This window comes from Streptomyces sp. NPDC087422 (assembly GCF_044744145.1).
Taxonomy (GTDB): Bacteria; Actinomycetota; Actinomycetes; order Streptomycetales; family Streptomycetaceae; genus Actinacidiphila.
Map to the genome: position 1 here is coordinate 126,235 of NZ_JBIUXT010000016.1, position 22,368 is coordinate 148,602.

21 protein-coding genes are annotated in these 22,368 nt (G+C 72.1%); 15 read left to right on the plus strand and 6 right to left on the minus strand.

Annotated features, from left to right (window positions below; all coding sequences use genetic code 11):
• The first annotated feature begins 8 nt into the window (after positions 1 to 8).
• Complete coding sequence (locus ACIO6U_RS33800; protein WP_391163314.1) at positions 9 to 1,160, plus strand: hypothetical protein; 1,152 nt, start codon at positions 9 to 11, stop codon at positions 1,158 to 1,160.
• Between the two features lie 99 nt (positions 1,161 to 1,259).
• Here ACIO6U_RS33800 and ACIO6U_RS33805 read toward each other — a convergent pair whose 3' ends face one another.
• Positions 1,260 to 1,715 (minus strand): helix-turn-helix domain-containing protein, encoded by a 456-nt coding sequence (locus ACIO6U_RS33805; protein ID WP_355336887.1) that lies wholly within the window; start codon positions 1,713 to 1,715, stop codon positions 1,260 to 1,262.
• A 194-nt stretch (positions 1,716 to 1,909) separates the two neighbouring features.
• On the opposite strand from ACIO6U_RS33805, the gene ACIO6U_RS33810 reads away from it, so the two are divergent.
• The 3 genes from ACIO6U_RS33810 (at position 1,910) to ACIO6U_RS33820 (ending at position 5,639) form a co-directional block, all read left to right on the plus strand.
• Entirely contained in the window at positions 1,910 to 3,079 is a 1,170-nt protein-coding gene (locus ACIO6U_RS33810; RefSeq protein WP_401725042.1) for an MFS transporter, read from the plus strand.
• Positions 3,080 to 3,403: 324 nt separating this feature from the next.
• Positions 3,404 to 4,837 carry a glycosyltransferase gene (locus ACIO6U_RS33815; RefSeq protein WP_401724973.1) on the plus strand — a complete coding sequence of 478 codons (1,434 nt, stop codon included), beginning with the start codon at positions 3,404 to 3,406 and terminating at the stop codon, positions 4,835 to 4,837.
• A 328-nt stretch (positions 4,838 to 5,165) separates the two neighbouring features.
• Complete coding sequence (locus tag ACIO6U_RS33820; RefSeq protein WP_401724976.1) at positions 5,166 to 5,639, plus strand: hypothetical protein; 474 nt, start codon at positions 5,166 to 5,168, stop codon at positions 5,637 to 5,639.
• Between the two features lie 3 nt (positions 5,640 to 5,642).
• Here ACIO6U_RS33820 and cutA read toward each other — a convergent pair whose 3' ends face one another.
• Complete coding sequence (cutA, locus tag ACIO6U_RS33825) at positions 5,643 to 6,041, minus strand: divalent-cation tolerance protein CutA (RefSeq protein WP_401724978.1); 399 nt, start codon at positions 6,039 to 6,041, stop codon at positions 5,643 to 5,645.
• A 260-nt stretch (positions 6,042 to 6,301) separates the two neighbouring features.
• Between cutA and ACIO6U_RS33830 the strand changes: the two genes are divergently transcribed.
• From ACIO6U_RS33830 to ACIO6U_RS33865, 8 genes are all read left to right on the plus strand, one after another.
• Positions 6,302 to 7,591, plus strand: a complete 1,290-nt coding sequence (locus ACIO6U_RS33830; protein ID WP_391163312.1) for an amidohydrolase — start codon at positions 6,302 to 6,304, stop codon at positions 7,589 to 7,591.
• A 153-nt stretch (positions 7,592 to 7,744) separates the two neighbouring features.
• Positions 7,745 to 8,773 carry a BMP family ABC transporter substrate-binding protein gene (locus ACIO6U_RS33835; protein ID WP_391050520.1) on the plus strand — a complete coding sequence of 343 codons (1,029 nt, stop codon included), beginning with the start codon at positions 7,745 to 7,747 and terminating at the stop codon, positions 8,771 to 8,773.
• A gap of 235 nt (positions 8,774 to 9,008) precedes the next feature.
• Entirely contained in the window at positions 9,009 to 10,709 is a 1,701-nt protein-coding gene (locus tag ACIO6U_RS33840) for an ATP-binding cassette domain-containing protein (protein ID WP_391050579.1), read from the plus strand.
• Positions 10,706 to 11,908: an ABC transporter permease gene (locus ACIO6U_RS33845; RefSeq protein ID WP_401724982.1), complete on the plus strand. Its 1,203-nt coding sequence runs from the start codon at positions 10,706 to 10,708 to the stop codon at positions 11,906 to 11,908. The genes ACIO6U_RS33840 and ACIO6U_RS33845 overlap by 4 nt, the downstream gene beginning before the upstream one ends.
• Complete coding sequence (locus ACIO6U_RS33850; RefSeq protein ID WP_355336893.1) at positions 11,905 to 13,194, plus strand: ABC transporter permease; 1,290 nt, start codon at positions 11,905 to 11,907, stop codon at positions 13,192 to 13,194. The genes ACIO6U_RS33845 and ACIO6U_RS33850 overlap by 4 nt, the downstream gene beginning before the upstream one ends.
• Positions 13,191 to 13,616 (plus strand): cytidine deaminase, encoded by a 426-nt coding sequence (locus ACIO6U_RS33855; RefSeq protein ID WP_355336894.1) that lies wholly within the window; start codon positions 13,191 to 13,193, stop codon positions 13,614 to 13,616. The genes ACIO6U_RS33850 and ACIO6U_RS33855 overlap by 4 nt, the downstream gene beginning before the upstream one ends.
• A gap of 33 nt (positions 13,617 to 13,649) precedes the next feature.
• Positions 13,650 to 14,927: a thymidine phosphorylase gene (locus ACIO6U_RS33860; protein WP_355336895.1), complete on the plus strand. Its 1,278-nt coding sequence runs from the start codon at positions 13,650 to 13,652 to the stop codon at positions 14,925 to 14,927.
• A gap of 429 nt (positions 14,928 to 15,356) precedes the next feature.
• The gene (locus ACIO6U_RS33865) at positions 15,357 to 15,932 is read left to right on the plus strand and encodes a DUF4232 domain-containing protein (protein WP_401724986.1); all 576 of its coding nucleotides are present in this window, start codon (positions 15,357 to 15,359) and stop codon (positions 15,930 to 15,932) included.
• Here the strand turns inward: ACIO6U_RS33865 and ACIO6U_RS33870 are convergent.
• A complete protein-coding gene (locus ACIO6U_RS33870; RefSeq protein ID WP_401724989.1) occupies positions 15,904 to 17,172 on the minus strand; it encodes an MFS transporter in 1,269 nt (422 codons plus the stop codon). The genes ACIO6U_RS33865 and ACIO6U_RS33870 overlap by 29 nt on opposite strands.
• A 98-nt stretch (positions 17,173 to 17,270) precedes the next feature.
• Here ACIO6U_RS33870 and ACIO6U_RS33875 point away from each other — a divergent pair, with 98 nt between their 5' ends.
• Entirely contained in the window at positions 17,271 to 18,206 is a 936-nt protein-coding gene (locus tag ACIO6U_RS33875) for a LysR family transcriptional regulator (RefSeq protein WP_401724992.1), read from the plus strand.
• A 290-nt stretch (positions 18,207 to 18,496) separates the two neighbouring features.
• Here ACIO6U_RS33875 and ACIO6U_RS33880 read toward each other — a convergent pair whose 3' ends face one another.
• Positions 18,497 to 19,282, minus strand: coding sequence for an alpha/beta hydrolase (locus ACIO6U_RS33880; RefSeq protein ID WP_391050530.1), 786 nt, complete (start codon positions 19,280 to 19,282; stop codon positions 18,497 to 18,499).
• A gap of 100 nt (positions 19,283 to 19,382) precedes the next feature.
• On the opposite strand from ACIO6U_RS33880, the gene ACIO6U_RS33885 reads away from it, so the two are divergent.
• Together ACIO6U_RS33885 and ACIO6U_RS33890 are read left to right on the plus strand one after the other, a co-directional pair.
• Entirely contained in the window at positions 19,383 to 20,552 is a 1,170-nt protein-coding gene (locus ACIO6U_RS33885; protein ID WP_355336900.1) for an adenosine deaminase, read from the plus strand.
• Positions 20,553 to 20,644: 92 nt separating this feature from the next.
• A complete protein-coding gene (locus ACIO6U_RS33890; protein ID WP_355336901.1) occupies positions 20,645 to 21,001 on the plus strand; it encodes an ATP-binding protein in 357 nt (118 codons plus the stop codon).
• A 164-nt stretch (positions 21,002 to 21,165) separates the two neighbouring features.
• On the opposite strand, the gene ACIO6U_RS33895 is transcribed toward ACIO6U_RS33890, so the two are convergent.
• Entirely contained in the window at positions 21,166 to 21,654 is a 489-nt protein-coding gene (locus ACIO6U_RS33895; RefSeq protein ID WP_355336902.1) for a VanZ family protein, read from the minus strand.
• 45 nt (positions 21,655 to 21,699) lie between these two features.
• Complete coding sequence (locus tag ACIO6U_RS33900; RefSeq protein ID WP_391050533.1) at positions 21,700 to 22,299, minus strand: hypothetical protein; 600 nt, start codon at positions 22,297 to 22,299, stop codon at positions 21,700 to 21,702.
• Positions 22,300 to 22,368 lie beyond the last annotated feature (69 nt).

The following is a 22,368-nucleotide window of genomic DNA, read 5'->3' on the forward strand; positions in this document are numbered from 1 at the left end:
GAACGGCCATGACCGGTAAGCCCGCAGTCGCGGCCGGGCAGGTGCCCGCACCGGGTATCGGCGCCGTCGCGCTCGTCGAGTCACCCGTCCAGCTCCTCAACGTCCTGGAGTGGGCGCACATCCATCCGCCCACCGTCCCCGCCGCCCGCACCACCGGTGAACCGGCGGTACCCGCCGAACCGGAACCGGTCGCGCGACCGCTCACCGTCGTCGTCCTGTCCCCGGTCGACCCCACCAGCCGCGGCCAACTGCGCCGCATGGCCGAACTCGCCCGCGACGAGGGCGCGGTGGTCCGCTGGTTCGAGGCCCGCGGCAGCCGCGGCGGCCTCCTGCGTACGGCGGTCTCGCTCGCGCCGCTGCTCTTCCGGGTCAGGCACCTCGTGATCGGCGACCCGTTCTCACGCCTCGTCCAGGTGCTGCTCCCGCTGTGCCGCGCCCGTGAGCTGACCGTCGTGGACGACGGCACCGCGACCATGGAGTTCACCGAAATCCTCTCCAGAGGCGGCCGGTTGGTGCGCTGGCACCGCTCGGGGCGGCGCCGTTCGCCCGTCGACGCGGCCTTCGGGATCTTCTCCTCCGCGGCCCGCCGCCGCCTGACGCCCGGCAAGCGGCGCCATGTCGAACTCTTCAGCGCGATGCCCGCGACGCCGCCTCCGGGGATGGCGCTGCGCACCAACCGCTTCGCCTGGACCCGCAGCCGCTTCGGGCCGCCGCGCACGCTGGCGGGCACCGACCTGATCGGCACCTCCCTCGTCGAGACCGGTGTCGTCGACCCCGAGCGGTACCTCGCCGTCGTCCGCTCGCTCGCCGAACGGCACGGCGCCAAGCGGTACTTCGCCCACCGCCGCGAGGCCGTCGACAAGCTCCACCGGCTCGCCGCCGAGACCGGCCTGGAGATCGTCCGGCCCGACCTCCCGCTCGAACTCGTCGCCCGCCGCGGCCCGATCGGCCGGACCGTCCTGTCCTTCCCCTCCACGGTCGTGCACACGCTGCCGCTCGCGCTCGGCGGTACGGGAGTCCGTATCGTCGTCATCGACATCGACCAGGAGTGGCTGACGGCCGCCGCCTCGCCGCGCGCCCACACCTTCCTGACCGGCATCAACCACTCGGCCCGTGACCTGCACGGCCTGAACGCGGCCGAGTCCCCGAGCCCGGCCTGAGTCCCGGGTCCCGCCTGAGTCCCGAGCCCGGCTTGAGCCCCAGGTCCCCGGGTCCCGCCTGAGTCCCAGGGCCCCGGGTCCGGCTCAAGTCCCGCCGCTTCAGGGGACCTTGGTGACTTTGGTGACGGCGGTGTCGTCGGCGTCGAGCCGCCGCCCGTCCGCGGCGTGGACCTCCAGCGTGCGCAGGGGACGTCCCTGGCGGAGGTCGGTCAGCTCCGAGTGCGGCTCGTCGGGGGCGAAGAGATTGCGCTCGCCCCACTGCCGCAGCGCGACGACGACGGGGAACAGGTCCTTGCCCTTCGGCGTCAGTACGTACTCGCGGTAGGCGCTGCCGTCCGAGGCGGGGACGGTGTCGAGCACCCCGGCGGCGACCAGCGAGCGCAGGCGCGCGGTGAGGATGTTCTTCGCGACGCCGAGACCGCGCTGGAACTCCCCGAAGCGGCGGCTGCCGTCGAAGGCGTCCCGCACGATCAGCAGGGACCACCAGTCCCCGATGGTGTCGACCGAGCGCGCGACGGGGCAGTCGCTGTCGTCGAAGCGGGTCCGCTCCACCATCTCGCCCTCCCTCTGTGACGTGTTCCGTCCTGGTTGCATCATGCTACCGGATCGGCCTATGGTCCACCTGGTAGCAAGATGAAACCAGCGAGGGAGGGCTTGGCGTGGGACGAGCGTGCGAGGTCGTGGGGGAGGCCGGTCCCGTCGATACGGCGCGGGTCGCGGGGCCCGGCGCGGCGAAACCCGGATTCACGCTGACCCGAGGCGTCACCCTGCTCTTCGCGGTCGCCTGCGGCACCTCCGTGGCCAACGTCTACTTCGCGCAGCCCCTCCTGGTCACCCTGGGCCGCGACTTCTCGATCGGTACGGCGACGGTCGGCGCGATCGTGACCCTGACCCAGGTCGGCTACGGCCTCGGCCTCTTCTTCCTCGTACCGCTCGGCGACCTGCTCGACCGCAGACGCCTCGTCGTGGCACAACTCCTGTTCCTGGCAGGGGCGTTGACGGCGGTCGGCACCGCGGGCGACGCGGCGCTCCTGCTCGTGGGGCTCGCCGCCGTGGGACTGCTCGCGGTCGTCACCCAGACGCTCGTCGCCTTCGCCGCGTCGCTGGCTCCGCCCGGCGAACGCGGGCGCGTCGTCGGCCTGGTGACCAGCGGCGTGGTCGTCGGCATCCTGCTCGCCCGTACCGCCTCCGGCGTCCTGGCCGACCTCGCGGGCTGGCGCTCGGTCTACCTCACCTCCGCCGTCCTGACCTGCGCGCTCGCCCTGGCCCTGCACCGCCTGCTGCCGTCCCGTCCCGGCGCTCCGCGAACGTCCGGGGGATACGGGCGGCTGCTGCGCTCCACCGTCACGCTGTTCGCGCGGGAACGCCTGCTCCGGATACGAGCCCTGCTCGCGCTCCTGGTCTTCGCCGCCTTCAGTGTCCTGTGGAGCAGCGTCGCGCTGCCGCTCAGCGAACCCCCGCTCTCCTTGTCCCACACCGCGATCGGCGCCTTCGGCCTGGCCGGGGCCGCCGGCGCCCTGGCCGCCACCGCGGCCGGCCGCCTCAACGACCGCGGCCTGTCCCAGCGGACCACCGGCATCGCCCTGACCCTGCTCACCGCCTCCTGGCTCCCCCTCGCCTTCACCCGCCAGTCCCTCTGGGCCCTCGCCGTCGGCGTCATCGTCCTCGACCTCGCCGTACAGGCCGTCCACGTCACCAACCAGACCCTCGTCCACGCCCTCCGCCCCGAAGCCGGCAGCCGCCTCATCGGCGGGTACATGGTCTTCTACTCCCTCGGCAGCGCCTCCGGCGCCTTCGCCGCCACCACCCTCTACGCCGCCGCGGGCTGGCCCGCCGTCTGCGCCCTCGGCGCCGCCCTGAGCCTGGCCGCCCTCCTCCTCTGGGCGGCCACCACTCCGCGACGCCGCGAGCCGCGCTGACACTGTGGGGCGAGCCGATCTTTCGGGCGCTGGGGGCACCTCCCAGCGGTAGCCGGGGGAGGAACTGCGCGGCCGGCCGAGACGTGGCTGCACGTCACCCCCGGCCCCAGCGGGGCGATTCGGCTGTTGTCTGACCACCGGCCGGCGGGGCCAACGGGCGGCGCTTCAGCCTCGTTCGCCTTACGTCAAGGCTGACGTAACCAAATGATCACCCCCGTGAGGTTGGCTTCGGGAATGACGGAGGGTTTAAGGGCCCCGGCCCACGTAGCGATCCTCGCCGGAGGCGACCCCGGTGGATTGGACGGCGACTCGCGTGCCCTGAGGGTGGCGGACGCGGCGCGGGCGGCGGGCTATCGGGTCACGCTGATCGGCAGGGCACCGGCGACGGTGACGCCGAAGGGCGTGGACGTACGGAAGGTCGCCGTGCGCGGCGTACTCGGCGCGCACCGGGTGCGGCGGCCGAGACCCGGGCTGCGCTGGCCACTGGCGTACCGGAGCGCGGCGGCGTACGACCACCGCACGGCACTGGTGACGGCCGAGCGCGCGGTGCTCGTCACCCGCACCGCGGAACTGGACGTCGTGCACCGGGCGCTGCCGCTGCTCGCGGCGGCCCGCACGGGCCACGCGCTGGCGTGGCTGCGGCACGGACTGCGGGCCGGATGGACACGGCTGCGCGCGGCGCAGTACCTGGCGGCGGTCCGCCGCCGCAAAAGCCCGACGGCCCGGCTGGACAACTTCGTCACCGAGACGCTGCGGCTGCTGCTCGGCCGCCGCGCGTGGCGCCGCCTCGACCCCGGCCTGCTGGACGAGGAGGTCGCGTACGGCCCGGTGCTGGACGCCGTCCGCCCGCATCTGATCCACGCGCTCGGCCACCGGGCGCTCGGCGTCGCCACCCGCGCGGCGCTGCGGGCCGAAGGGGCGGGGCACCGTATCGAGGTCGTGTGGGACGCGCCGCCGCGCACCCCGGCCGCCTCCCGCCGCGCGGCCGTGGCGGGCGAGGCGTACGAACGGACCTTCGCGCCCGAGGCCGACGGCGTCGTCACCGTCGGCGAGGGCCTGGCAAGGGAGTTGCGCGCACGGCACCGGCTGGCGGCCACGCCCGCCGTGGTCCGCAACGCCCCGCCGCTGGCCGCCGCCTCCGTCGCCGCGCACCCCGCGGGCATCAGGGCGCGCTGCCATCTGGCGCCCGACATCCCGCTGTTGGTCCACACAGGACCCGTCACCCCGGACCGCGGCCCGGCCACCGTCGTGGAGGCGCTGCCCAAGCTGTACGACCTGCACGCCGCCTTCGTCGTGCCCGACCCCGGCCACCCGCACCTGCGCGAGCTGCGCGAGCGCGCCGCCCAACTCGGCGTCCACGGACGGCTGCACGTCCTCCCGTACGTCCCCGTCGCCGAGATCCCGCGCTTCCTGGCCTCCGCCGACATCGGCGTCCTGCCCGTCCACCAACTCCCGCACCACCAAACGGTGCTGGCCACCCGCTACTTCGAATACGCCCACGCCCGGCTGCCCGTGGTCGTCAGCGACGTCCGCGCCATGGCCGCCGCCACCCTCGAACTCGGCAACGGCGAGGTCTTCCGCGCCCGCGACACCGCCGACTTCGTCCGCGCGGTCGGCGCCGTCCTCACCAACCCGCGCCGCTACCGCAAGGCATACGACCGCACCGACATCCTCCGCCAATGGTCCTGGCAGACCGAGTCCGCCCCCCTCCTCGACCTCTACACCCGCCTCCTGGGCCCCCGCCCCTCCGACACCTGAGCCCCCTGACCACCCGCCCGGTCCGCCAGCAACAGCGCGAGCGGCCCCGCGGGCAACAGAAACCGACCGTCCCCGGCGGCGCGCAAAGCCTCTCCCATGGACCACCACCCGAGCGCGAAGTCCGCTTCGCTCTCCGCGAGTTCCTGCGGACCACAACTCAGGCCGCGCGCTTCGTAGAGATACACGCGGGCGGGCGTGGCGACGGTGAGCGCGAACGACCCCAGCGATCGCCACACCGCCTACCAGACCGTGGCCGGCGACCGGAAAGCCGGAGTGGAGATCGCCGCGCGTTCCTGCCGAACCCTCACACCCGACGCCCCCGCCGGGGGTGCGAGCCCTGCTCCACGAGCGGTTGGCGTGGGCCTGCGCCGTCGCGGGACTCGCCACGGAAGCGGAGAAGGCGCTCAGCCGCGCCGAGGAAGCACTGGCCGACCTCGGCGCCGCGCCCCAACCCGACTGGGTGGCATGGGTCGACAGCAACGAACTCCAGATCATGTCCGGCCGCTGCTGGAGCGAACTGCGCCGTCCGCTGCGCGCCGTGCCCGTGCTGGAGGCAGCACTGGCCGGGTACGACGACAGCCACGCCCGCGACAAAGCGCTCTACCTGTCGTGGCTGGCCGCCTCCTACCTGACCGCAGGAGAGATCGAACAGGCCGCCAAGGTCACCGGCCGGGCGCTCGACCTCGCCAACGGGGTCGCATCCGTCCGTCCGAAGCAGCGCCTCGCACCGTTTGTGGAGCGGCTCGCGCGGCACCGTGATGTCGCCGCGGTGGCGGACGTGCTGGAGAAGGCAGCGGTCTGAGGGTTACGAAGCCGCTTCGGGCGTGGTGTTCGTCTCGATCCACCGGAAGGACGCCTCCGAACCGGCGACGACCGGCACCGCCGACACCTCGGGGTTGTCCCACGGATGGTGCCGCAACAGATGATCTTCGAGGGCCTGGTACCGCTCCGCCCGGGTGGTCAGCAGCAACCGCCACTCCTCCCCGGTACCGAACTTCCCCAGGTGCCAGAACACCGATGTCACCGGCCCGACGACCTGCGCCCCCGCGGCCAGACGCTCACGCACCGCGGACGCGGCCAACTCCACCGCCTGGTCACGAGTTTCCGTAGCAGTGCTCACCTGAAGGAAGTCGCCCATGTCGCGAGAGTAACCGCCGCGTTGGGCGCGCAGCAGGGCGCGGTGGGCGGCGGAGGTGCGGGGCACGGGGGCGTGGGGAGCGGAACACTCGGGCGGCACACGTTGCCGTAACACGAGGGTCGTAAGGTGAGGGGTCTCACCCGTGAGGCGGGGGTCGTCGGAGACGGTCGCGTTGCCTCGCGTGGGACGGCTCGTTGAGCCAGTATGGGTGTAAGAGACCTAAAAAGTTTTCTTACCCCCGAGGGTGACTGGGTATGCGCCGATCGGGCGACTTCTTCTCCTCCCGCAGGACAAAAACTTTCCCGATCACGTAAGAGGAGCCGGTGATGGGCCCTACGCTGACTGAGGTGAACGATTCACCTACACCGCCGTCCGACGGGCTGACCGCGGCTGTGCTGTCCGGTCTCGCCGAGACCGTCGTGGACGACGCACTGCGCGCCGAGCTGATCGCCTTCCGCCGTGACCTGCACAGGAACCCCGAATTGGGGCGGCAGGAGTTCCGGACGACCGAGCAGATCAGAGCCCGGCTGGAGCGCGCGGGGCTGAGTCCGCGGGTGCTGCCCGGCGGGACCGGACTGGTGTGCGACATCGGCGACACGGACGACAGCGGCAGCGGCAGCGGCGAAGACACCGGCGCGGCACGCTCCCAGCGCCCCCGCCTCGCCCTGCGCGCCGACCTGGACGCGCTGCCGGTGCCCGACACCAAGACCGTGGAGTACCGCTCGACGGTCGAGGGCCGGGCGCACGCGTGCGGCCACGACGTGCACACCACGATCGTGCTCGGCGCCGGCCTGGTCCTCGCGGAGCTGGACAAGCGGGGCGCGCTCCCGCGCCCGGTGCGGCTGGTGTTCCAGGCGGCCGAGGAGATCATGCCCGGCGGCGCGCTGGACGCGATCAAGGCGAACGTGCTCGACGGCGTCGACCGTATCCTCGCGGTGCACTGCGACCCCAAGGTGGAGGTCGGCAGGATCGGGCTGCGCCAGGGGCCGATCACCTCGGCCGCCGACCGGCTGACCCTGACGCTGGAGGGCCCCGGCGGACACAGCGCCCGCCCGCATCTGACCACCGACCTGGTGATGGCCACCGCGAAGCTCGCCGCCGAACTGCCCGCCGTACTGGCCAGGCGCGTGGACCCCAGGTCCGGGCTGAGCATCGTGTGGGGCCGCATCCAGGCCGGGCACGCGGCCAACGTCATCCCGCAGTACGCGGAGCTGGAGGGCACCGTCCGCTGCCTGGACCTGACGGCCTGGCACGACGCACCCGACCTGGTGCACGAGGTGATCGACCAGATCACGGCGATGTACCGGGCGAAGTGCGAGATCACCTACCAGCGCGGTGTGCCGCCGGTGGTCAACGAGGCGGTCTCGGTGGAGCTGCTGCGGGACGCGATGACCGCGCGCTACGGCCTGCACGCGGTCGAGGACACCGAGCAGAGCCTGGGCGGCGAGGACTTCTCCTGGTATCTGGAGCGGGTGCCGGGCGCGCTGGCCCGGCTCGGCGTGCGGCCGGTCGGCGACACCGCCAAGCGCGATCTGCACCAGGGCGATTTCGACGTGGACGAGGGGGCGATCGCGGTCGGCGTGGAGCTTTTCACGGCGGCTGTCCTGCTGTCCTGACACCGGGTGAACCCCCCGCTACCGGTCCGTCACCTGGCTGAAATGCGTCGATCCGATAACGGGCCGTCATTCGGTCTTTACCTGACATCTACGCGCGTTAAGCTCCCGCTTAGCCAGCGCCGGACGGGGCGCTTCAGACTGAAGGGGACCCTCTTGCGCCGGGTATCCAAGATCATCGTCGCGGGTATGGTGTCCGCGACTCTGGGGCTCACTGCCACCGCGTGCGGCAGCAGCAGCTCCTCGGACAGCGGCAAGGACAAGGGCGTCGGTCTCGCCTTCGACGTCGGCGGCCGTGGCGACCACTCCTTCAACGACTCCGCGGCCCGCGGCATGGACAAGGCCGTCAAGGAGTTCAAGATCGGGTCGAAGGACCAGACCGCCAGCAACGGCGAGACGGAGTCCGACCGCGAGCAGCGCCTCGACCTCCTCGCGGGCGGCGGCTACAACCCCGTCGTGGCGGTCGGCTTCACCTACGGCGACTCGGTCACGAAGATCGCCAAGAAGTACCCCAAGGTGACCTTCGGCATCGTCGACTCGGTCGTGGACCTGCCCAACGTCGACTCCATGGTCTTCGCCACCGAGCAGAGCTCGTACCTCGCCGGTGTGGCCGCGGCCCTGAAGACCAAGACCAACAAGGTCGGCTTCATCGGCGGTGTGCACAACACCCTGATCGGCACCTTCGACGCGGGCTTCGCCCAGGGCGTCAAGGACACCAAGCCGTCGGTCCAGCTCACCCGCCAGTACCTGTACGAGACCGACACCAAGGGCTTCAACGACCCGACGTCGGCGCAGGGCAAGGCGCAGGGCATGCTCGACAGCGGCGTGGACGTGATCTACACCGCCGCCGGTCTGTCCGGTGACGGCGCGATCCAGGCGGTGGCGGGCAAGGCCGGCGCCTGGGCGATCGGCGTGGACTCCGACCAGTACGAGGACCCGGCCCTGGCCAAGTACAAGGACCACATCCTGACCTCGGCGGTCAAGAACGTCGACGTGGCCACGTACGACCTGATCAAGTCGGTGCACGAGGGCAAGGCCAAGACCGGCACCAACACGTACGACCTGGCCAACGACGGTGTGTCGCTGGCGACGTCCGGCGGTTTCATCGCCGACATCCAGTCGCAGCTCGACGCGGCCAAGCAGAAGATCGTCTCGGGCGCGATCAAGGTGAGCTCGAAGCCGTGACGTAAGCCGGGGACCCGGCCACGGGTCCCCGCTGGACCGGCGGTACGACAACCGGTTCGCGAGGCTCGGCGGGGGGATGCTGCGGCGCCCCCCGCCGGGCCTCGATCACTGTGCGGAACCATCCGGGAACACCCGGAAATCCCAGGAACCGTCCTGTCGGAATCCCGTGGTCCCCAGCCTGTGGAATGAACACAACTACGCGCGTAGAGTGCCATTTCCGCGATACGTTCACGCGATACCTTCACCCCACCCGCCCTGCCGCTCCGAGCCTTTCCCCCCAGGAGAGTGCGTCATCAACGCGTCCACGAGTCCACCCGCCGCCCCGGCCCCCGGCCGGTCCGCCGCGCCGCCCGCCGTCGAACTGCGCGGCATCACCAAGCGGTTCCCCGGCGTCGTCGCCAACCACGACATCGACATCACTGTGCGCAGCGGCACCGTGCACGCCCTCGTGGGCGAGAACGGCGCCGGCAAGTCCACCCTGATGAAGATCCTCTACGGCATGCAGAAGCCCGACGAGGGCACCATCGCCATCGACGGCGAGGTGGTGACGCTCGGCGACCCCGGCGACGCCATCGCCCGCGGGATCGGCATGGTGCACCAGCACTTCATGCTCGCCGACAACCTCACCGTGCTGGAGAACACCGTCCTCGGCAGCGAGGGCCTGCACGGCATCGGCGGCAAGGCCCGCGCCCGGATCAAGGAGCTGTCCGACGCCTACGGCCTCGGCGTACGCCCCGACGTCCTGGTCGAGGACCTGGGCGTCGCCGACCGGCAGCGGGTGGAGATCCTCAAGGTCCTCTACCGCGGCGCCCGCACGCTGATCCTGGACGAGCCGACCGCAGTCCTGGTGCCGCAGGAGGTCGACGCGCTCTTCGAGAACCTGCGCGGACTGAAGGCCGAGGGCCTGACCGTCATCTTCATCTCGCACAAGCTCGGCGAGGTGCTGTCGGTCGCCGACGTCATCACCGTCATCCGGCGCGGCACCACCGTCGGCGAGGCGGACCCGGGGACCACCACGGCCAAGCAGCTCGCCGAGCTGATGGTCGGCAGCGAACTGCCCTCGCCCGAGACCCGCGAGTCGACCGTCACCACCGAGCCGATGCTCACCGTGGACGGGCTGCGGCTGGGCACCGTCGACCTCGACGGCATCGAGCGCAAGGTGCTCGACGACATCTCCTTCACCATCCACAAGGGCGAGATCCTCGGCATCGCGGGCGTCGAGGGCAACGGCCAGGCCGAACTGGTCGAGGCCATCATGGGCATGCGGGAGCTGGACTCCGGCGGCCTCGTGCTCGACGGCAGCGACATCGCCCACGTGCCGACCCGCAAGCGGCGCGAGGACGGCATCGGCTACATCCCCGAGGACCGGCACCGGCACGGCCTGCTGCTGGAAGCGCCGCTGTGGGAGAACCGCATCCTCGGCCATGTCACCGAGCGCCCCAACAGCCGCGGCTTCCTGATCGACTCCGGCGCCGCCCGCCGCGACACCGAGCGGATCGTCAAGGAGTACGACGTCCGTACCCCCGGCATCGAGGTCACCGCGGCCTCGCTGTCCGGCGGCAACCAGCAGAAGCTGATCGTCGGCCGCGAGATGAGCCACCTGCCCAAGCTGCTGATCGCCGCGCACCCCACCCGGGGCGTGGACGTCGGCGCGCAGGCGCAGATCTGGGACCAGATCCGTGAGGCCCGCCGCGAGGGTCTGGCGGTGCTGCTGATCTCCGCCGACCTCGACGAGCTGATCGGCCTGTCCGACACTCTGCGCGTCATGTACCGGGGACGGCTCGTCGCCGACGCCGACCCCGCCACCATCACCCCGGAAGAGCTGGGATCCGCGATGACCGGTGCCGCCAGCGGCCATCTCGAACACGGGGCCGGGACCGACACCTCGGCCGTTTCAGAGGACCGGCCCAAGAAGCTCGGGGGAGAGGACCGATGAAGAAGTTCGACAAGGACCGGCTGGCCCTGGGCGTCGCCGCCCCCGTGCTCGCCGTCGTCGGCGCGCTGGTGGTCACCGCCCTGGTGCTGCTGGCCACCGGCAAGGAGCCGTTCCACGCGTTCGACGTGATGGTGAACTACGGCAGCAAGACCGACAGCCAGGTCTACATCCTCAACAAGGCGACCACGTACTACCTCGCGGGTCTCGCGGTGGCGGTCGGCTTCCGGATGAACCTGTTCAACATCGGTGTGGACGGCCAGTACCGGCTCGCGGCCTTCTTCGCCGCCGCCGCGGGCGGCGCGATGTCGATCCCCGGCATCATCCAGATCCCGGTCATCATCCTCACCGCCATGGTCGTCGGCGCGCTGTGGGCGGCCATCGCGGGTGTCCTCAAGGTGACCCGGGGGGTCAGCGAGGTCATCTCCACGATCATGCTGAACTCCCTCGCGGGCATCGTGATCGGCTACTTCCTGCGCGACGGACGGCTCGGCGTCACCGACAAAGCGGCGAACATGATCTCCACCAAGCCGCTGCCGTCCTCCAGCCACCTGTTCAACTTCACCACCTCCACCGACCCGGTCTTCGGCTTCATCGTCTTCGCGGTGCTGGCCGGTGTCATCTACTGGTTCGTGCTCTCGCGCACCCGCTTCGGCTTCGACCTGCGCGCGGTCGGCCGCTCGGAGTCCGCCGCCGAGGCCAGCGGCGTCAGCGTCAAGAAGATGGTCGTCACCAGCATGCTGATCTCCGGCGCGATGGCCGGACTCGTCGGCATGCCGACCCTGCTCAACCAGTCGTACGAGTACGGCACGGACTTCCCGACCGGTATCGGCTTCACCGGTATCGCGGTCGCCCTGCTCGGCCGCAACAACCCGATCGGCATCGGCATCGGCGCCCTGCTCTGGGCCTTCCTGGAGCGGGCCTCCAACGGCCTGGAGTTCGAGGGGTACGACAAGGAGATCGTCGGCGTCATCCAGGGCGTCATCGTCCTGGCCGTCGTCATCGCCTACGAACTGGTCCGCCGCTACGGCATCACCCGCCAGCAGCGCCAGGTGGGCGCGGAACTCGCCGCGGCGTCCGGTCCGGGCAACGGAACAGGCCCCGGCACCGGCAACGGTTCAGGTAACGGCACCGGCAACGGCAACGGCAACGGCAATGGCCCCGACTCCGGCCCCGACGACAAGCAGGAGGTGACGGCGTGACTGCCACCGCTACCCAGACCCCGCCGCCGGCCGCGCCGCGCGTGACCAACGGCGGCAAGGCGCCCCGGCTCAAGCTCACCTTCCCGGTGATCCTGCTGATGATCGCCGCCGCGCTGATCGTCGTCTCCCTGGTCCGGATCATCACCGGCGCGAACGACATCACCTCCGACGGCCAGATCGCCGGAGCGCTCGCCGGCGCCGTACCGATCGGCCTGGCAGGACTCGCCGGCCTGTGGTCCGAGCGGGCCGGTGTGGTCAACATCGGCCTCGAGGGCATGATGATCCTCGGCGCCTTCTTCGGCGCGGCGGTGGGCTGGCAGACCGACCCGTGGCTCGCCGTCCTGGCCGGTGTGCTCGGCGGCGCGGCGGGCGGCCTCGTGCACGCGATCGTCACCGTCACCTTCGGCGTCGACCACATCATCGCCGGTGTCGCCATGAACATCCTCGCCACCGGCGTCACCGCGTACCTCGCCAAGCGCTGGTTCACCGTCGGCGAGGCGGCCTCCAAGGGCGGCAGCCCCAAGCAGTCCCCGCCGATGGACTCCATCAAGTCCTTCACCGTGCCCGGACTCTCGCACTGGCTGGCCACCGTCGAGAACCACCACTGGTTCCTGATCTCCGACGTGGCGGGCATCCTCGGCGGCCTGGTCACACACATCTCGTCGCTGACCATCCTCACGCTGGTGCTCTTCGTCGCCACCTTCTTCGTGCTGTGGCGCACCGCCTTCGGCCTGCGGCTGCGGTCCTGCGGCGAGAACCCGGTCGCCGCCGAATCCCTCGGCGTCAACGTGTACTTCTACAAGTACATGGCCGTCATCGTCTCCGGCGGCCTCGCCGGACTCGGCGGCGTCTTCCTCGCCATCGGCACGCACTTTTACCTCGCGGGCCAGACCGGCGGACGCGGCTACATCGGTCTCGCCGCCATGATCTTCGGCAACTGGCGCCCCGGCGGACTCGCCATGGGCGCGGGCCTGTTCGGATACGCCGACAGCCTCCAGCTCCGCAACGGCAGCTCCTCCGTGCACGCCCTGCTGCTCCTGCTCGCGCTGCTGCTGCTGGCCATGGCCGCCTGGAAGTTCTTCCGCAAGTCCTACGTGCCCGCCGCCGTCGCCCTGGGCTTCGCCGTGCTGCTGGCCGTCTGGTACGCGCTGACCGACTCCGTCCCCGACGAGGTCGTCCAGGCCACGCCGTACGTCGCCACGCTGCTCGTCATGGGCCTGTCCGCACAGCGGCTGCGCATGCCGAAGGCGGACGGGGTCCCGTACCGGAAGGGGGAGGGCGGATGACGCCTCCCGTCACCGACCCGGCCGCCGTCGACTGGGACCGCCTGCGGTCCGCCGCCCGGGAGATCATGGAGAAGGCGTACGCGCCCTACTCCGGTTTCCCGGTCGGCGCCGCGGCGCTGGCCGTCGCCGACGACGGCACGGTCCGTACGGTCGTCGGCTGCAACGTCGAGAACGCCGCGTACGGGGTCGCGCTGTGCGCCGAGTGCGGGCTGGTCTCGGCGCTGCACGCCTCGGGCGGCGGCAGACTGACCGCCTTCACCTGCTCCGACCTGCGCGGCAACCTGTTGATGCCGTGCGGGCGGTGCCGCCAACTGCTGTGGGAGAACGGCGGGCCCGGCCTGCTGGTCGACACCGCGGGCGGCATCCGGCCGATGAGTGAGATCCTGCCGGACGCGTTCGGCCCGGAAGACCTGAACCGCTGACGCGGTTGAACCGCTAGACCGCTAGGACTATTCGTGGACGTCATTTCCGTCATCCGTACCAAGCGGGACCGCCAGAGGCTGAGCGACGACCAGATCGACTGGGTCATCGACGCCTACACGCGCGGTGCCGTCGCCGACGAGCAGATGTCGGCGCTCGCCATGGCCATCCTGCTCAACGGCATGGACCGCGCCGAGATCGCCCGCTGGACCGCCGCGATGATCAACTCCGGTGAGCGGATGGACTTCTCGGCGCTCACCCGCCCCACCGCGGACAAGCACTCCACCGGCGGCGTCGGCGACAAGATCACGCTGCCGCTGGCCCCGCTGGTCGCCGCGTGCGGCGCCGCCGTCCCGCAGCTCTCCGGGCGCGGCCTCGGCCACACCGGGGGCACCCTCGACAAGCTCGAATCCATCCCCGGCTGGCGCGCCTCGATCTCCAACGAGGAGATGCTGGCCGTCCTGGACGACGTCGGCGCCGTCATCTGCGCCGCCGGGGACGGGCTCGCGCCCGCCGACAAGAAGCTGTACGCGCTGCGCGACGTGACCGGGACGGTCGAGGCCATCCCGCTGATCGCCTCCTCGATCATGTCCAAGAAGATCGCCGAGGGCACCGGGTCGCTCGTGCTCGACGTCAAGGTCGGCTCCGGCGCCTTCATGAAGTCCCTCGAGGACGCACGGGAGTTGGCGTCCACCATGGTCGGGCTCGGCACCGACCACGGCGTCCGCACGGTCGCCCTGCTCACCGACATGTCCGTACCCCTCGGGCTCACCGCGGGCAACGCGCTCGAAGTCCGCGAATCCGTCGAGGTGCTGGCCGGTGGCGGCCCCGCCGATGTCGTCGAGCTGACCCTGGCGCTCGCCCGCGAGATGCTGGCCGCCGCCGGGCTTCCCGACGCCGACCCCGCCAAGGCGCTCGCCGACGGCTCCGCCATGGACGTCTGGCGCCGCATGATCCGCGCCCAGGGCGGTGACCCTTCCGCTCCGCTCCCGGTGGCCCGCGAAACCCTCGTCGTCCCCGCGCCCGCCTCCGGCGTCCTCACCTCCCTCGACGCCTACGCCGTCGGCGTCGCCGCCTGGCGGCTCGGCGCCGGCCGCGCCCGCAAGGAGGACTCCGTCCAGGCGGGGGCCGGGGTCGAGCTGCACGCCAAACCGGGCGACTCCGTCGTAGCGGGCCAGCCCCTCCTGACCCTCCACACCGACACGCCGGAAAAGTTTCCGTACGCGGAGGAAGCTCTCGACGGCTCCTTCTCCGTTGCCCCGGAGGGTGCCTCCTTCTCCCCCCGCCCGATCATCCTCGACCGCATCGTCTAGGCCCCGGCACCGGGCGGTGCCTTTGCGCAGGGCCTGGCCTTTAGGGGCGCCGGGGGCGCGGTGCCTTTGCGCAGGGCCTGGTTTTTAGGGGCGCGGGGAACTGCGCGACAAGCCACGACGTGCGTGCACGTCACCACCGGCCCCAGCGGGGCAATTCGGTTGTCCCCGGACCACCGGTCCGGTGGGGGCGGGCCGCGCAGTTCCCCGCGCCCCTTAAAGGATCGGCCCACCGCCCTGGGCGAAGGGGGCGTCCGGGGCCGCGCCCCTTAAAGGATCGGCCCACCGCCCTGGGCGAAGGGGGCGTCCGGGGCCGCGCCCCCTAAAGGATCGGCCCACCGCCCCGGGTGGAAGGGGCGTCGGGGCCGCGCCCCGTAGAAGATCGGCTCACCGCCCCGGAGGGGCTCCCCGGGGATGTGTCAGGATCGGCGGATGGTGGGGATGAGGACGTGGGCGGTGGCGGCGGCGGCCGCAACGGTGTTGGCGGTGGGCGGGTGCGGGACGGACGCGGGGTCCGAGGCGGCCGCGGGGCTGCCGACGGACGCGGCACCCCCCGCGCCGGCGCCGGTGGTGACGGAACCGCCGTGTCCGGAGGGCGGCCTGGCCGTCACCGGTGAGGAACCGGACGCCGCGATGGGCCTGCGGGCGATGGCCGTCTACGTGACGAACTGCGGGAAGTCGCCGCGCACGGTGGAGGGTTACCCGCGGACGTATGTCCTGGACAAGGCGCGCGAGCGCCTGAAGGTGACGGTCCATCAGGGCTTGTCGATCACGACCGGCATCGACGACCCGGCCCCGACACGTATCGAACTGCGGCCGGGACAGCGGGCGTTGACAGTGCTGGTGTGGCGCAACACGGTGACGGACATCACGGTCGCGGCGAGCACGGGCGAATACCTGGAGATCACGCCGGTCAAGGACGCCCCGCCCCAACGCGTGACGATGATGGTCGACTTGGGCACCACCGGAAAGCTGGACGTCACGGCGTGGCGGCGCCCGGCCGCCTGAGCGCGAGACCGGCGACGAGCCCGACGGCGCCGACGGTCGCCAGCGCGAGCGACACCGTCGCGCCCCACCCCCCGGCGTGGAACGCGCCGGCGCCGAGCGTGCCGCCGAGGCTGTTGCCGATGTAGTACGCGGTCAGGTAGAGCGCGGACGCCTGCGCGCGGCCCGTGAGGGCCGTCCGGCTGACCGCGCCGGAGGCGGCCGAGTGGCCGGTGAAGAAACCGGCCGTGACCAGGACGAGCCCGAGCAGGATCAGGGCCAGGGAGGACAGGGTGAGCAGCAGCCCGGCGGCGCACAGTACGGCGGCGACGGTGAAGGCGCCGCGCAGGCCCGTACGGGCGAGGAGCGCGCCGGACGCGGCGGAGGCGGCCGTACCGACGAGGTAGACGAGGAAGATCGCGCCGACGGCGGTCTGGGAGAGGCCGAAGGGCGCGGCGGTCAGCCGGTAGCCGAGGACGGTGTAGACGGCGCCGAAGACCGCCATGAAGAGCAGGCCGATCGCGTAGAGGCCGCGCAGCAGCGGGTCGCCGAGGTGCCCGGTGACCGTGCGCCACAGCGCGGCCGGATGCACGGGTCCCGGCGTGAAGTGCCGGGCGGGCGGCACGAGCAGCCGGAAGGCGACCGCGCAGGCCAGCGCCGACAGGCCGACGGCGAAGAGCGCGGCGCGCCAGCCGAACGCCTCGGAGAGGACCCCGCCGACGACGCGCGAGCTCATGCCGCCGATGGAGTTGCCCGCCACGTACAGGCCGATCGCGGAGGGGACGGCGGCCGGGTGGACCTCCTCGGCGAGATACGCCATCGCGGTCGCGGGCAGCCCGGCGAGCGCCACGCCCTGCACGGCGCGCAGCGCGACGAGGACGGCCGGGTTGGGCGCGAAGGGCACGGCGAGGGCGAGCAGCGAGGCGGCGAAGACGGAGGCCGTCATCACCGGCGTACGGCCGTACTTCTCGCTGAGGGCGCTGACCGGCAGGAGCGCGACGGCCAGCGCGGCCGTCGTCGCCGAGACGGTGAGGCTGGCCCGCGCGGGGCTCAGCGACAGGCCGGAGGACAGGGCGGGCAGCAGCGCCTGCGTGGAGTAGAGCAGGGCGAAGGTGGCCAGTCCCGCGGCGAACAGCGCGAGGTTGGCGCGGCGGTAGCCGGGGGAGCCGGGGCGGAGCCGGTCATCGGCCGTGGTGGCGGCCTGCGTTCGGGCTCGGGCGTTCGCGCGGGTCGCGGCGACCGCCCCGGTATCGGCGGGTGACATGTCACGACCGTAGGGGCGTCCACATTTATGCGTCCAATGCACAGATCGTGCATGATTGATGCACTGGTGCATGAGTGCAGGTGGAGGGGGCATATACGGTGGCCGACACAGCCGGTACGGGGCCCGACCCGGAGTCCTGGGGCGCGCTGCTGGCGCCGCGCCTCGCGCAGTTCGCGGCCGTGGCGCGGCACGAGCATGTGACGCGCGCCGCCCAGGAGTTGGGCATGCCGCAGTCGACGCTCAGCCGCGCGCTGGCCCGTCTCGAAGCCGATCTCGGTGTCGCCCTCTTCGCCCGCCACGGCCGCGCCGTCCGCCTCACCCGCGCCGGGGTCACCTTCCGCGCCGCCGCCGAGCGGGCGCTCGCCGAGGTGGAACGGTCCGCCGAGTCCGTACGCCTCGACGCCGATCCCGACAGCGGGCGGGTCGCCTTCGGGTTCCTCCACACGCTCGGGCCCGAGACCGTCCCCTCCCTCCTGCGCGCCTTCCGCGCCGAGTATCCGCGCGTCCGCTTCCAGCTCGTGCAGACGTACGGCGAGGCCATGCTGGAACGCCTGCGGCTGGGCGAGCTGGACCTGTGTCTGACCTCACCGGTGCCCGACGAGGCGGGACTTGTCGTACGGAAGCTGGACGAGCAGCGGCTGCGGCTGGTCGTGCCCGCCGGGCACCGGCTCGCGGGGCGCAAGCGGGTGCGGCTCGCGGAGGCCGCAGGGGAGGCGTTCGTCACCCTGGAACCGGGGTTCGGGCTGCGGCGGATCACCGACGCCCTGTGCGCCGAGGCCGGGTTCACCCCGCGGGTCGCCTTCGAGGGCGAGGAGGCCGAGACGCTGCGCGGCCTGGTCGCCGCGGGTCTCGGCGTCGCTGTCCTCCCGCCACCCGCCGTGCCCCGCCCGGGCGTTGCCGAACTCGACCTCACCGGCCGCAGAGCCGTCCGTGAGATCGGCCTCGCCTGGCTCGACGGTGCCCCGGCCCCGCCCCCGGTCGCGGCTTTCCGTGCCTTCCTGCTCGCCCAGACGGGCACCCTTCTGCCGGCCTGAGCCGGTCTCCTGCGGAGGGCGAGGCCCGACGTCTTTGGGGCGCGGCCCCTGTACGGTTCCTTGGCGTGGGACGCCAGCCCATGTTTTTAGGGGCGCGGGGAACTGCGCGCTCAGCCACGACGGCGGCGCGGGTAAAAAACCGCCCCAGTGGGGCAGACGCTGTGTGTTTCGCGACCACCGGCCGGTGGTGGGCTGGCCGCGCAGTTCCCCGCGCCCCTAAAAGCACGTGGCTCGCCCCGGGCGAAAGGTGGTGCGGCCCGGTGGGGGGCGACCTCCCGGGGGGGGGCGGGTCAGACGCGGAGGGACTTGCCGAAGCCGGAGGCCAGGGGCATGCGGAGGCCGAGGGGCGGCGGAGCCGCGAGGGCGTCGGCGATGGGCCGGGCGTGGGGCCGGTCGAGAAGCGAGCCGAGGACGAAATCGGAGGTGAGGGCGAAGACCTCGCTGCGGTGCTGGTGGAGGCCGTGACCGTCGGAGTGCACCTCGAAGCGGCAGGTGTCGCGGTTGACCTTCTTGAGGCGTTCGGCGAAGCCGTAGGAGATGTCGGGCGCGGTGGACTCGTCCTCGGTGCCGTGGACGAGCAGCACGCGCCGCCCGATGAGCTGCTTGACCGGCTCGGGCTCGGCACCGCGCGGCAGCCAGGGAGAGAGCGCGACGACGGAGGTCACGGCGGGGTGACCGGCGGCGTGGAGGGCGGCCCGCGCGCCCATGTCCATGCCGACGAGGCAGACGGGCACGTCACCGTAGCGCCGTACGGCCTCGCCGACCGCCCACTCGGCGTCCTCCGCCGGATGCGCGTGCCCGCCGTTCCAGCCGCGGAAGCGGTAGTGCACGACGTGCGCGGCCACCCCGTCGGCGGCCCCCTCGCGGACGAGATGGCGGGCCAGCGGCCACATGACGGCCGCCGCCACCGGGGAGCGGCGCCGGGTGCTCAGCGCGTCACCGCCGGGCAGGGCGAGCACGACGGCGCGCACCGTGGCGCCGGTATCGTGTTCGCGCTGCCTCGGCGCGGGCACCAGCCCGGACGGCACCGGGCGGCCCAGTCGTGCGCCACGCGCCGGTAATGCTTGGGAAGCCATGGCGCAACGATGGCAGACGCAGGGGTGTGCACTGTATGGCCGGGCGGAAAATTGTTGGGCGCAGCGCGATATCTACGCGCGTAGGGGCTATCGTTTGAGCATGCAGAACCCCAAACCGAGCACTCCCACCCCGGAACAGATCCGCCGCGCCCCCAAGGCGCTGCTCCACGACCACCTCGACGGCGGCCTGCGCCCCGGCACGATCGTGGACATCGCGCGCGCGACCGGTTACGACGCGCTGCCCGAGACCGATCCGGACAAGCTCGGCGCGTGGTTCCGCGAGGCCGCCGACTCCGGTTCGCTGGAGCGGTATCTGGAGACGTTCGCGCACACCTGCGCCGTGATGCAGACGCGGGACGCGCTGGTACGGGTCGCCGCCGAGTGCGCGCAGGACCTGGCGGCCGACGGCGTGGTCTACGCCGAGATCCGGTACGCGCCCGAGCAGCACCTGGAGCGCGGCCTGACCCTCGAAGAGGTCGTCGAGGCGGTCAACGAGGGCTTCAGGGAAGGCGAGCGCCGGGCGCGCGAGGACGGCCACCGCATTCGCGTCGGCGCGCTGCTGACCGCGATGCGGCACGCCGCCCGCTCCCAGGAGATCGCCGAACTGGCCAACCGTTACCGGGACCTGGGCGTCGTCGGCTTCGACATCGCGGGCGCCGAGGCCGGTTACCCGCCCACCCGGCACCTGGACGCCTTCGAGTACCTGAAGCGCGAGAACAACCACTTCACGATCCACGCGGGCGAGGCGTTCGGCCTGCCGTCCATCTGGCAGGCGCTCCAGTGGTGCGGCGCCGACCGGCTCGGGCACGGCGTGCGGATCATCGACGACATCTCCTCCGACGGGCGCGGCGACCAGGTCAAGCTCGGCCGCCTGGCGTCGTACGTGCGCGACAAGCGCGTGCCGCTGGAGATGTGCCCCACCTCCAACCTCCAGACCGGCGCGGCCAGCTCGTACGCCGAGCACCCGATCGGTCTGCTGCGGCGGCTGCACTTCCGGGTCACCGTCAACACCGACAACCGGCTGATGTCCGGCACCAGCATGAGTCAGGAGTTCGAGCACCTCGTGGAGGCGTTCGACTACACCCTCGATGACATGCAGTGGTTTACCGTCAATGCGATGAAATCAGCGTTCATCCCTTTCGATGAACGTCTGGCCATGATCAATGAGGTGATCAAGCCGGGGTACGCGGAGCTGAAGGCCGAGTGGCTGTTCCGGCAGTCGGCCGCCGCACCGACCCTGGCCAGCGATTCCGTGCCCGACGAGGGCTGACGGAACACCTTCACGGCGCGGCCGGCCCGAGGGGTGACGGCCGCGCCACGCCGTTTGCACGGCCGGTCAACATCTGACTACGTTCCGAAGTCATGCAGACCCGTACCCAGAAGACCCTCGCCACCACCGTGCTCGGCCTCGCCTTCGCCGCCGCCGCGGCGGGCACCGCCTCCGCGGCCTCCCTCCCGGCCCTGCCGATCACCGACCAGGCCGGTTCGCTGCTCGGCCACGCCGGTTCGCCCACCGTGCTCGACGGGACTCCGGTCGGCACCGCCGCCAAGCTCCTGCCCGGCGCCGCCGACAGCGCCAACGGCGCGCAGCAGGCGCTGACCAACGGCACCTCCGCGCTCCCCGGCAACCCGGGCAAGCTGCTGCCCTCCGGCAACCAGGTCAGCCCGGCGAACGGCCTCCTCGGCGGCCTCCCGGTCGGCGGCCTCACCGGCAAGTAGGCCGCGGACACGTCGGCGCGGAGATACGCGGACACGTCGGCGCGTCTCCACGTACGCACGTCGGCACGTCGGCACGGAGCAAGCAGGCAGGCACCGGCCGGAGTACGTACCGCCTCGGCGCGTACCGCCTCCGCGCGTACCGCCTCGGTACGTCGGCCGACCGGTCAGACCCCCACGGGCCGCGCCCCCGCCGAGCGATCCTCGGCAGGGGGTGCGGCCCGCTTGCGTGCCTCGCGCCTGCGCAGCGCGCGCCGCGCGGGCGGCACCACCAGGAGGTGCGCCAGCGCCACGCCCGCCGTGTTGAGCAGCAGCGCGTCCACGTCGAAGAGCTGGCCCGGCACCATCGTCTGAAGGAATTCCAGGGTCAGCGACACCATCAGCGAGGCGAAGACCGTCCGCGCGAAGGACGCGAAGCCCGAGGTGCGGACCCGGCCGCCCGCCATCGGCAGCAGCACGCCCAGCGGCGCGAGCAGACCCAGGCCCTCGGCGATCCGCCGGGCCGCCTCGCCCGCGCTCATCGCCAGGTCGGCGCGGATCGTACCGAACGGCCGCAGATTCGGCGCGGGCACCCACGCCACGTAATGCGGACGCAGCAGCAGCCAGGCGACGAAAGCGAGGTACGCGGCGGTGAGCAGCAGCCCGGCCGCGCGCACCCTGAAACTGGAGCCTTCGTGCCGCACGCCCTCCAAGACGCGGCTTCACCCCACCGCGGTTCCCGCGCTGTCGGCGGCGTCCGGGCGGGTCCGCAGGTCGGGCGTGCAGGCGTAGCGGCGCGGCTTGCTGTCGGGGTCGTCGCCGCCGAGCACCACACCGCCGTCGCCGGTGACCGACGGGTCGTCGACGAGCGTGCAGACGATCTGCGCGAGCGCGAACGACGGCAGCTCGTCCACCGGCTGGTTCAGCCGCAGCGCGTTCTCGGGATCGCCCTTGAACGGCCCCAGGATCTCCAGGCTGCCCGGCACCTCGGTGGAGAAACCGGCCTGCGCCTCGGCCGACAGCGGGCTGCGCTGCAACTGCGCGACCAGCTCCCTGACCTGCGTCAGCCGGTCGATCCTGCCCGGCCGCAGCGTCACGTTCCGCTTGACCGGCGTGGTCTGCATGCTGCACACCAGATACACCTGGCGTACGACGGTGTCCGTCTCCGGCGCCTTGCCGTCGCGCGGCACCGCGCACGACACCCGCGACGGCGCGGGCCCCGCGTCCACCGGGACCGTGGTCGACCGGATGCCGCAGCCGCCGATCAGCGGCAGCGCGGCGAGCAGGACGACGGCCAGCACCTTGCGTGGCGCATGTCTCATCCGGCCGAGGCTCATCGGGCGGCGTCTCATCGAGCGGTGGTTCATCAGGCCGTATCTCGTCGGGCCGTA

Bases quoted from the DNA above. Each gene is read 5' to 3' on its own strand.
- ACIO6U_RS33800 (WP_391163314.1), top strand. From the start codon at position 9: ATGACCGGTAAGCCCGCAGTCGCGGCCGGGCAGGTGCCCGCACCGGGT.
- ACIO6U_RS33805 (WP_355336887.1), bottom strand. From the start codon at position 1,715: ATGGTGGAGCGGACCCGCTTCGACGACAGCGACTGCCCCGTCGCGCGC.
- ACIO6U_RS33830 (WP_391163312.1), top strand. From the start codon at position 6,302: ATGGGCCCTACGCTGACTGAGGTGAACGATTCACCTACACCGCCGTCC.
- ACIO6U_RS33845 (WP_401724982.1), top strand. From the start codon at position 10,706: ATGAAGAAGTTCGACAAGGACCGGCTGGCCCTGGGCGTCGCCGCCCCC.
- ACIO6U_RS33855 (WP_355336894.1), top strand. From the start codon at position 13,191: ATGACGCCTCCCGTCACCGACCCGGCCGCCGTCGACTGGGACCGCCTG.
- ACIO6U_RS33865 (WP_401724986.1), top strand. From the start codon at position 15,357: ATGGTGGGGATGAGGACGTGGGCGGTGGCGGCGGCGGCCGCAACGGTG.
- ACIO6U_RS33870 (WP_401724989.1), bottom strand. From the start codon at position 17,172: ATGTCACCCGCCGATACCGGGGCGGTCGCCGCGACCCGCGCGAACGCC.
- ACIO6U_RS33880 (WP_391050530.1), bottom strand. From the start codon at position 19,282: ATGGCTTCCCAAGCATTACCGGCGCGTGGCGCACGACTGGGCCGCCCG.
- ACIO6U_RS33885 (WP_355336900.1), top strand. From the start codon at position 19,383: ATGCAGAACCCCAAACCGAGCACTCCCACCCCGGAACAGATCCGCCGC.
- ACIO6U_RS33890 (WP_355336901.1), top strand. From the start codon at position 20,645: ATGCAGACCCGTACCCAGAAGACCCTCGCCACCACCGTGCTCGGCCTC.
- ACIO6U_RS33900 (WP_391050533.1), bottom strand. From the start codon at position 22,299: ATGAGACATGCGCCACGCAAGGTGCTGGCCGTCGTCCTGCTCGCCGCG.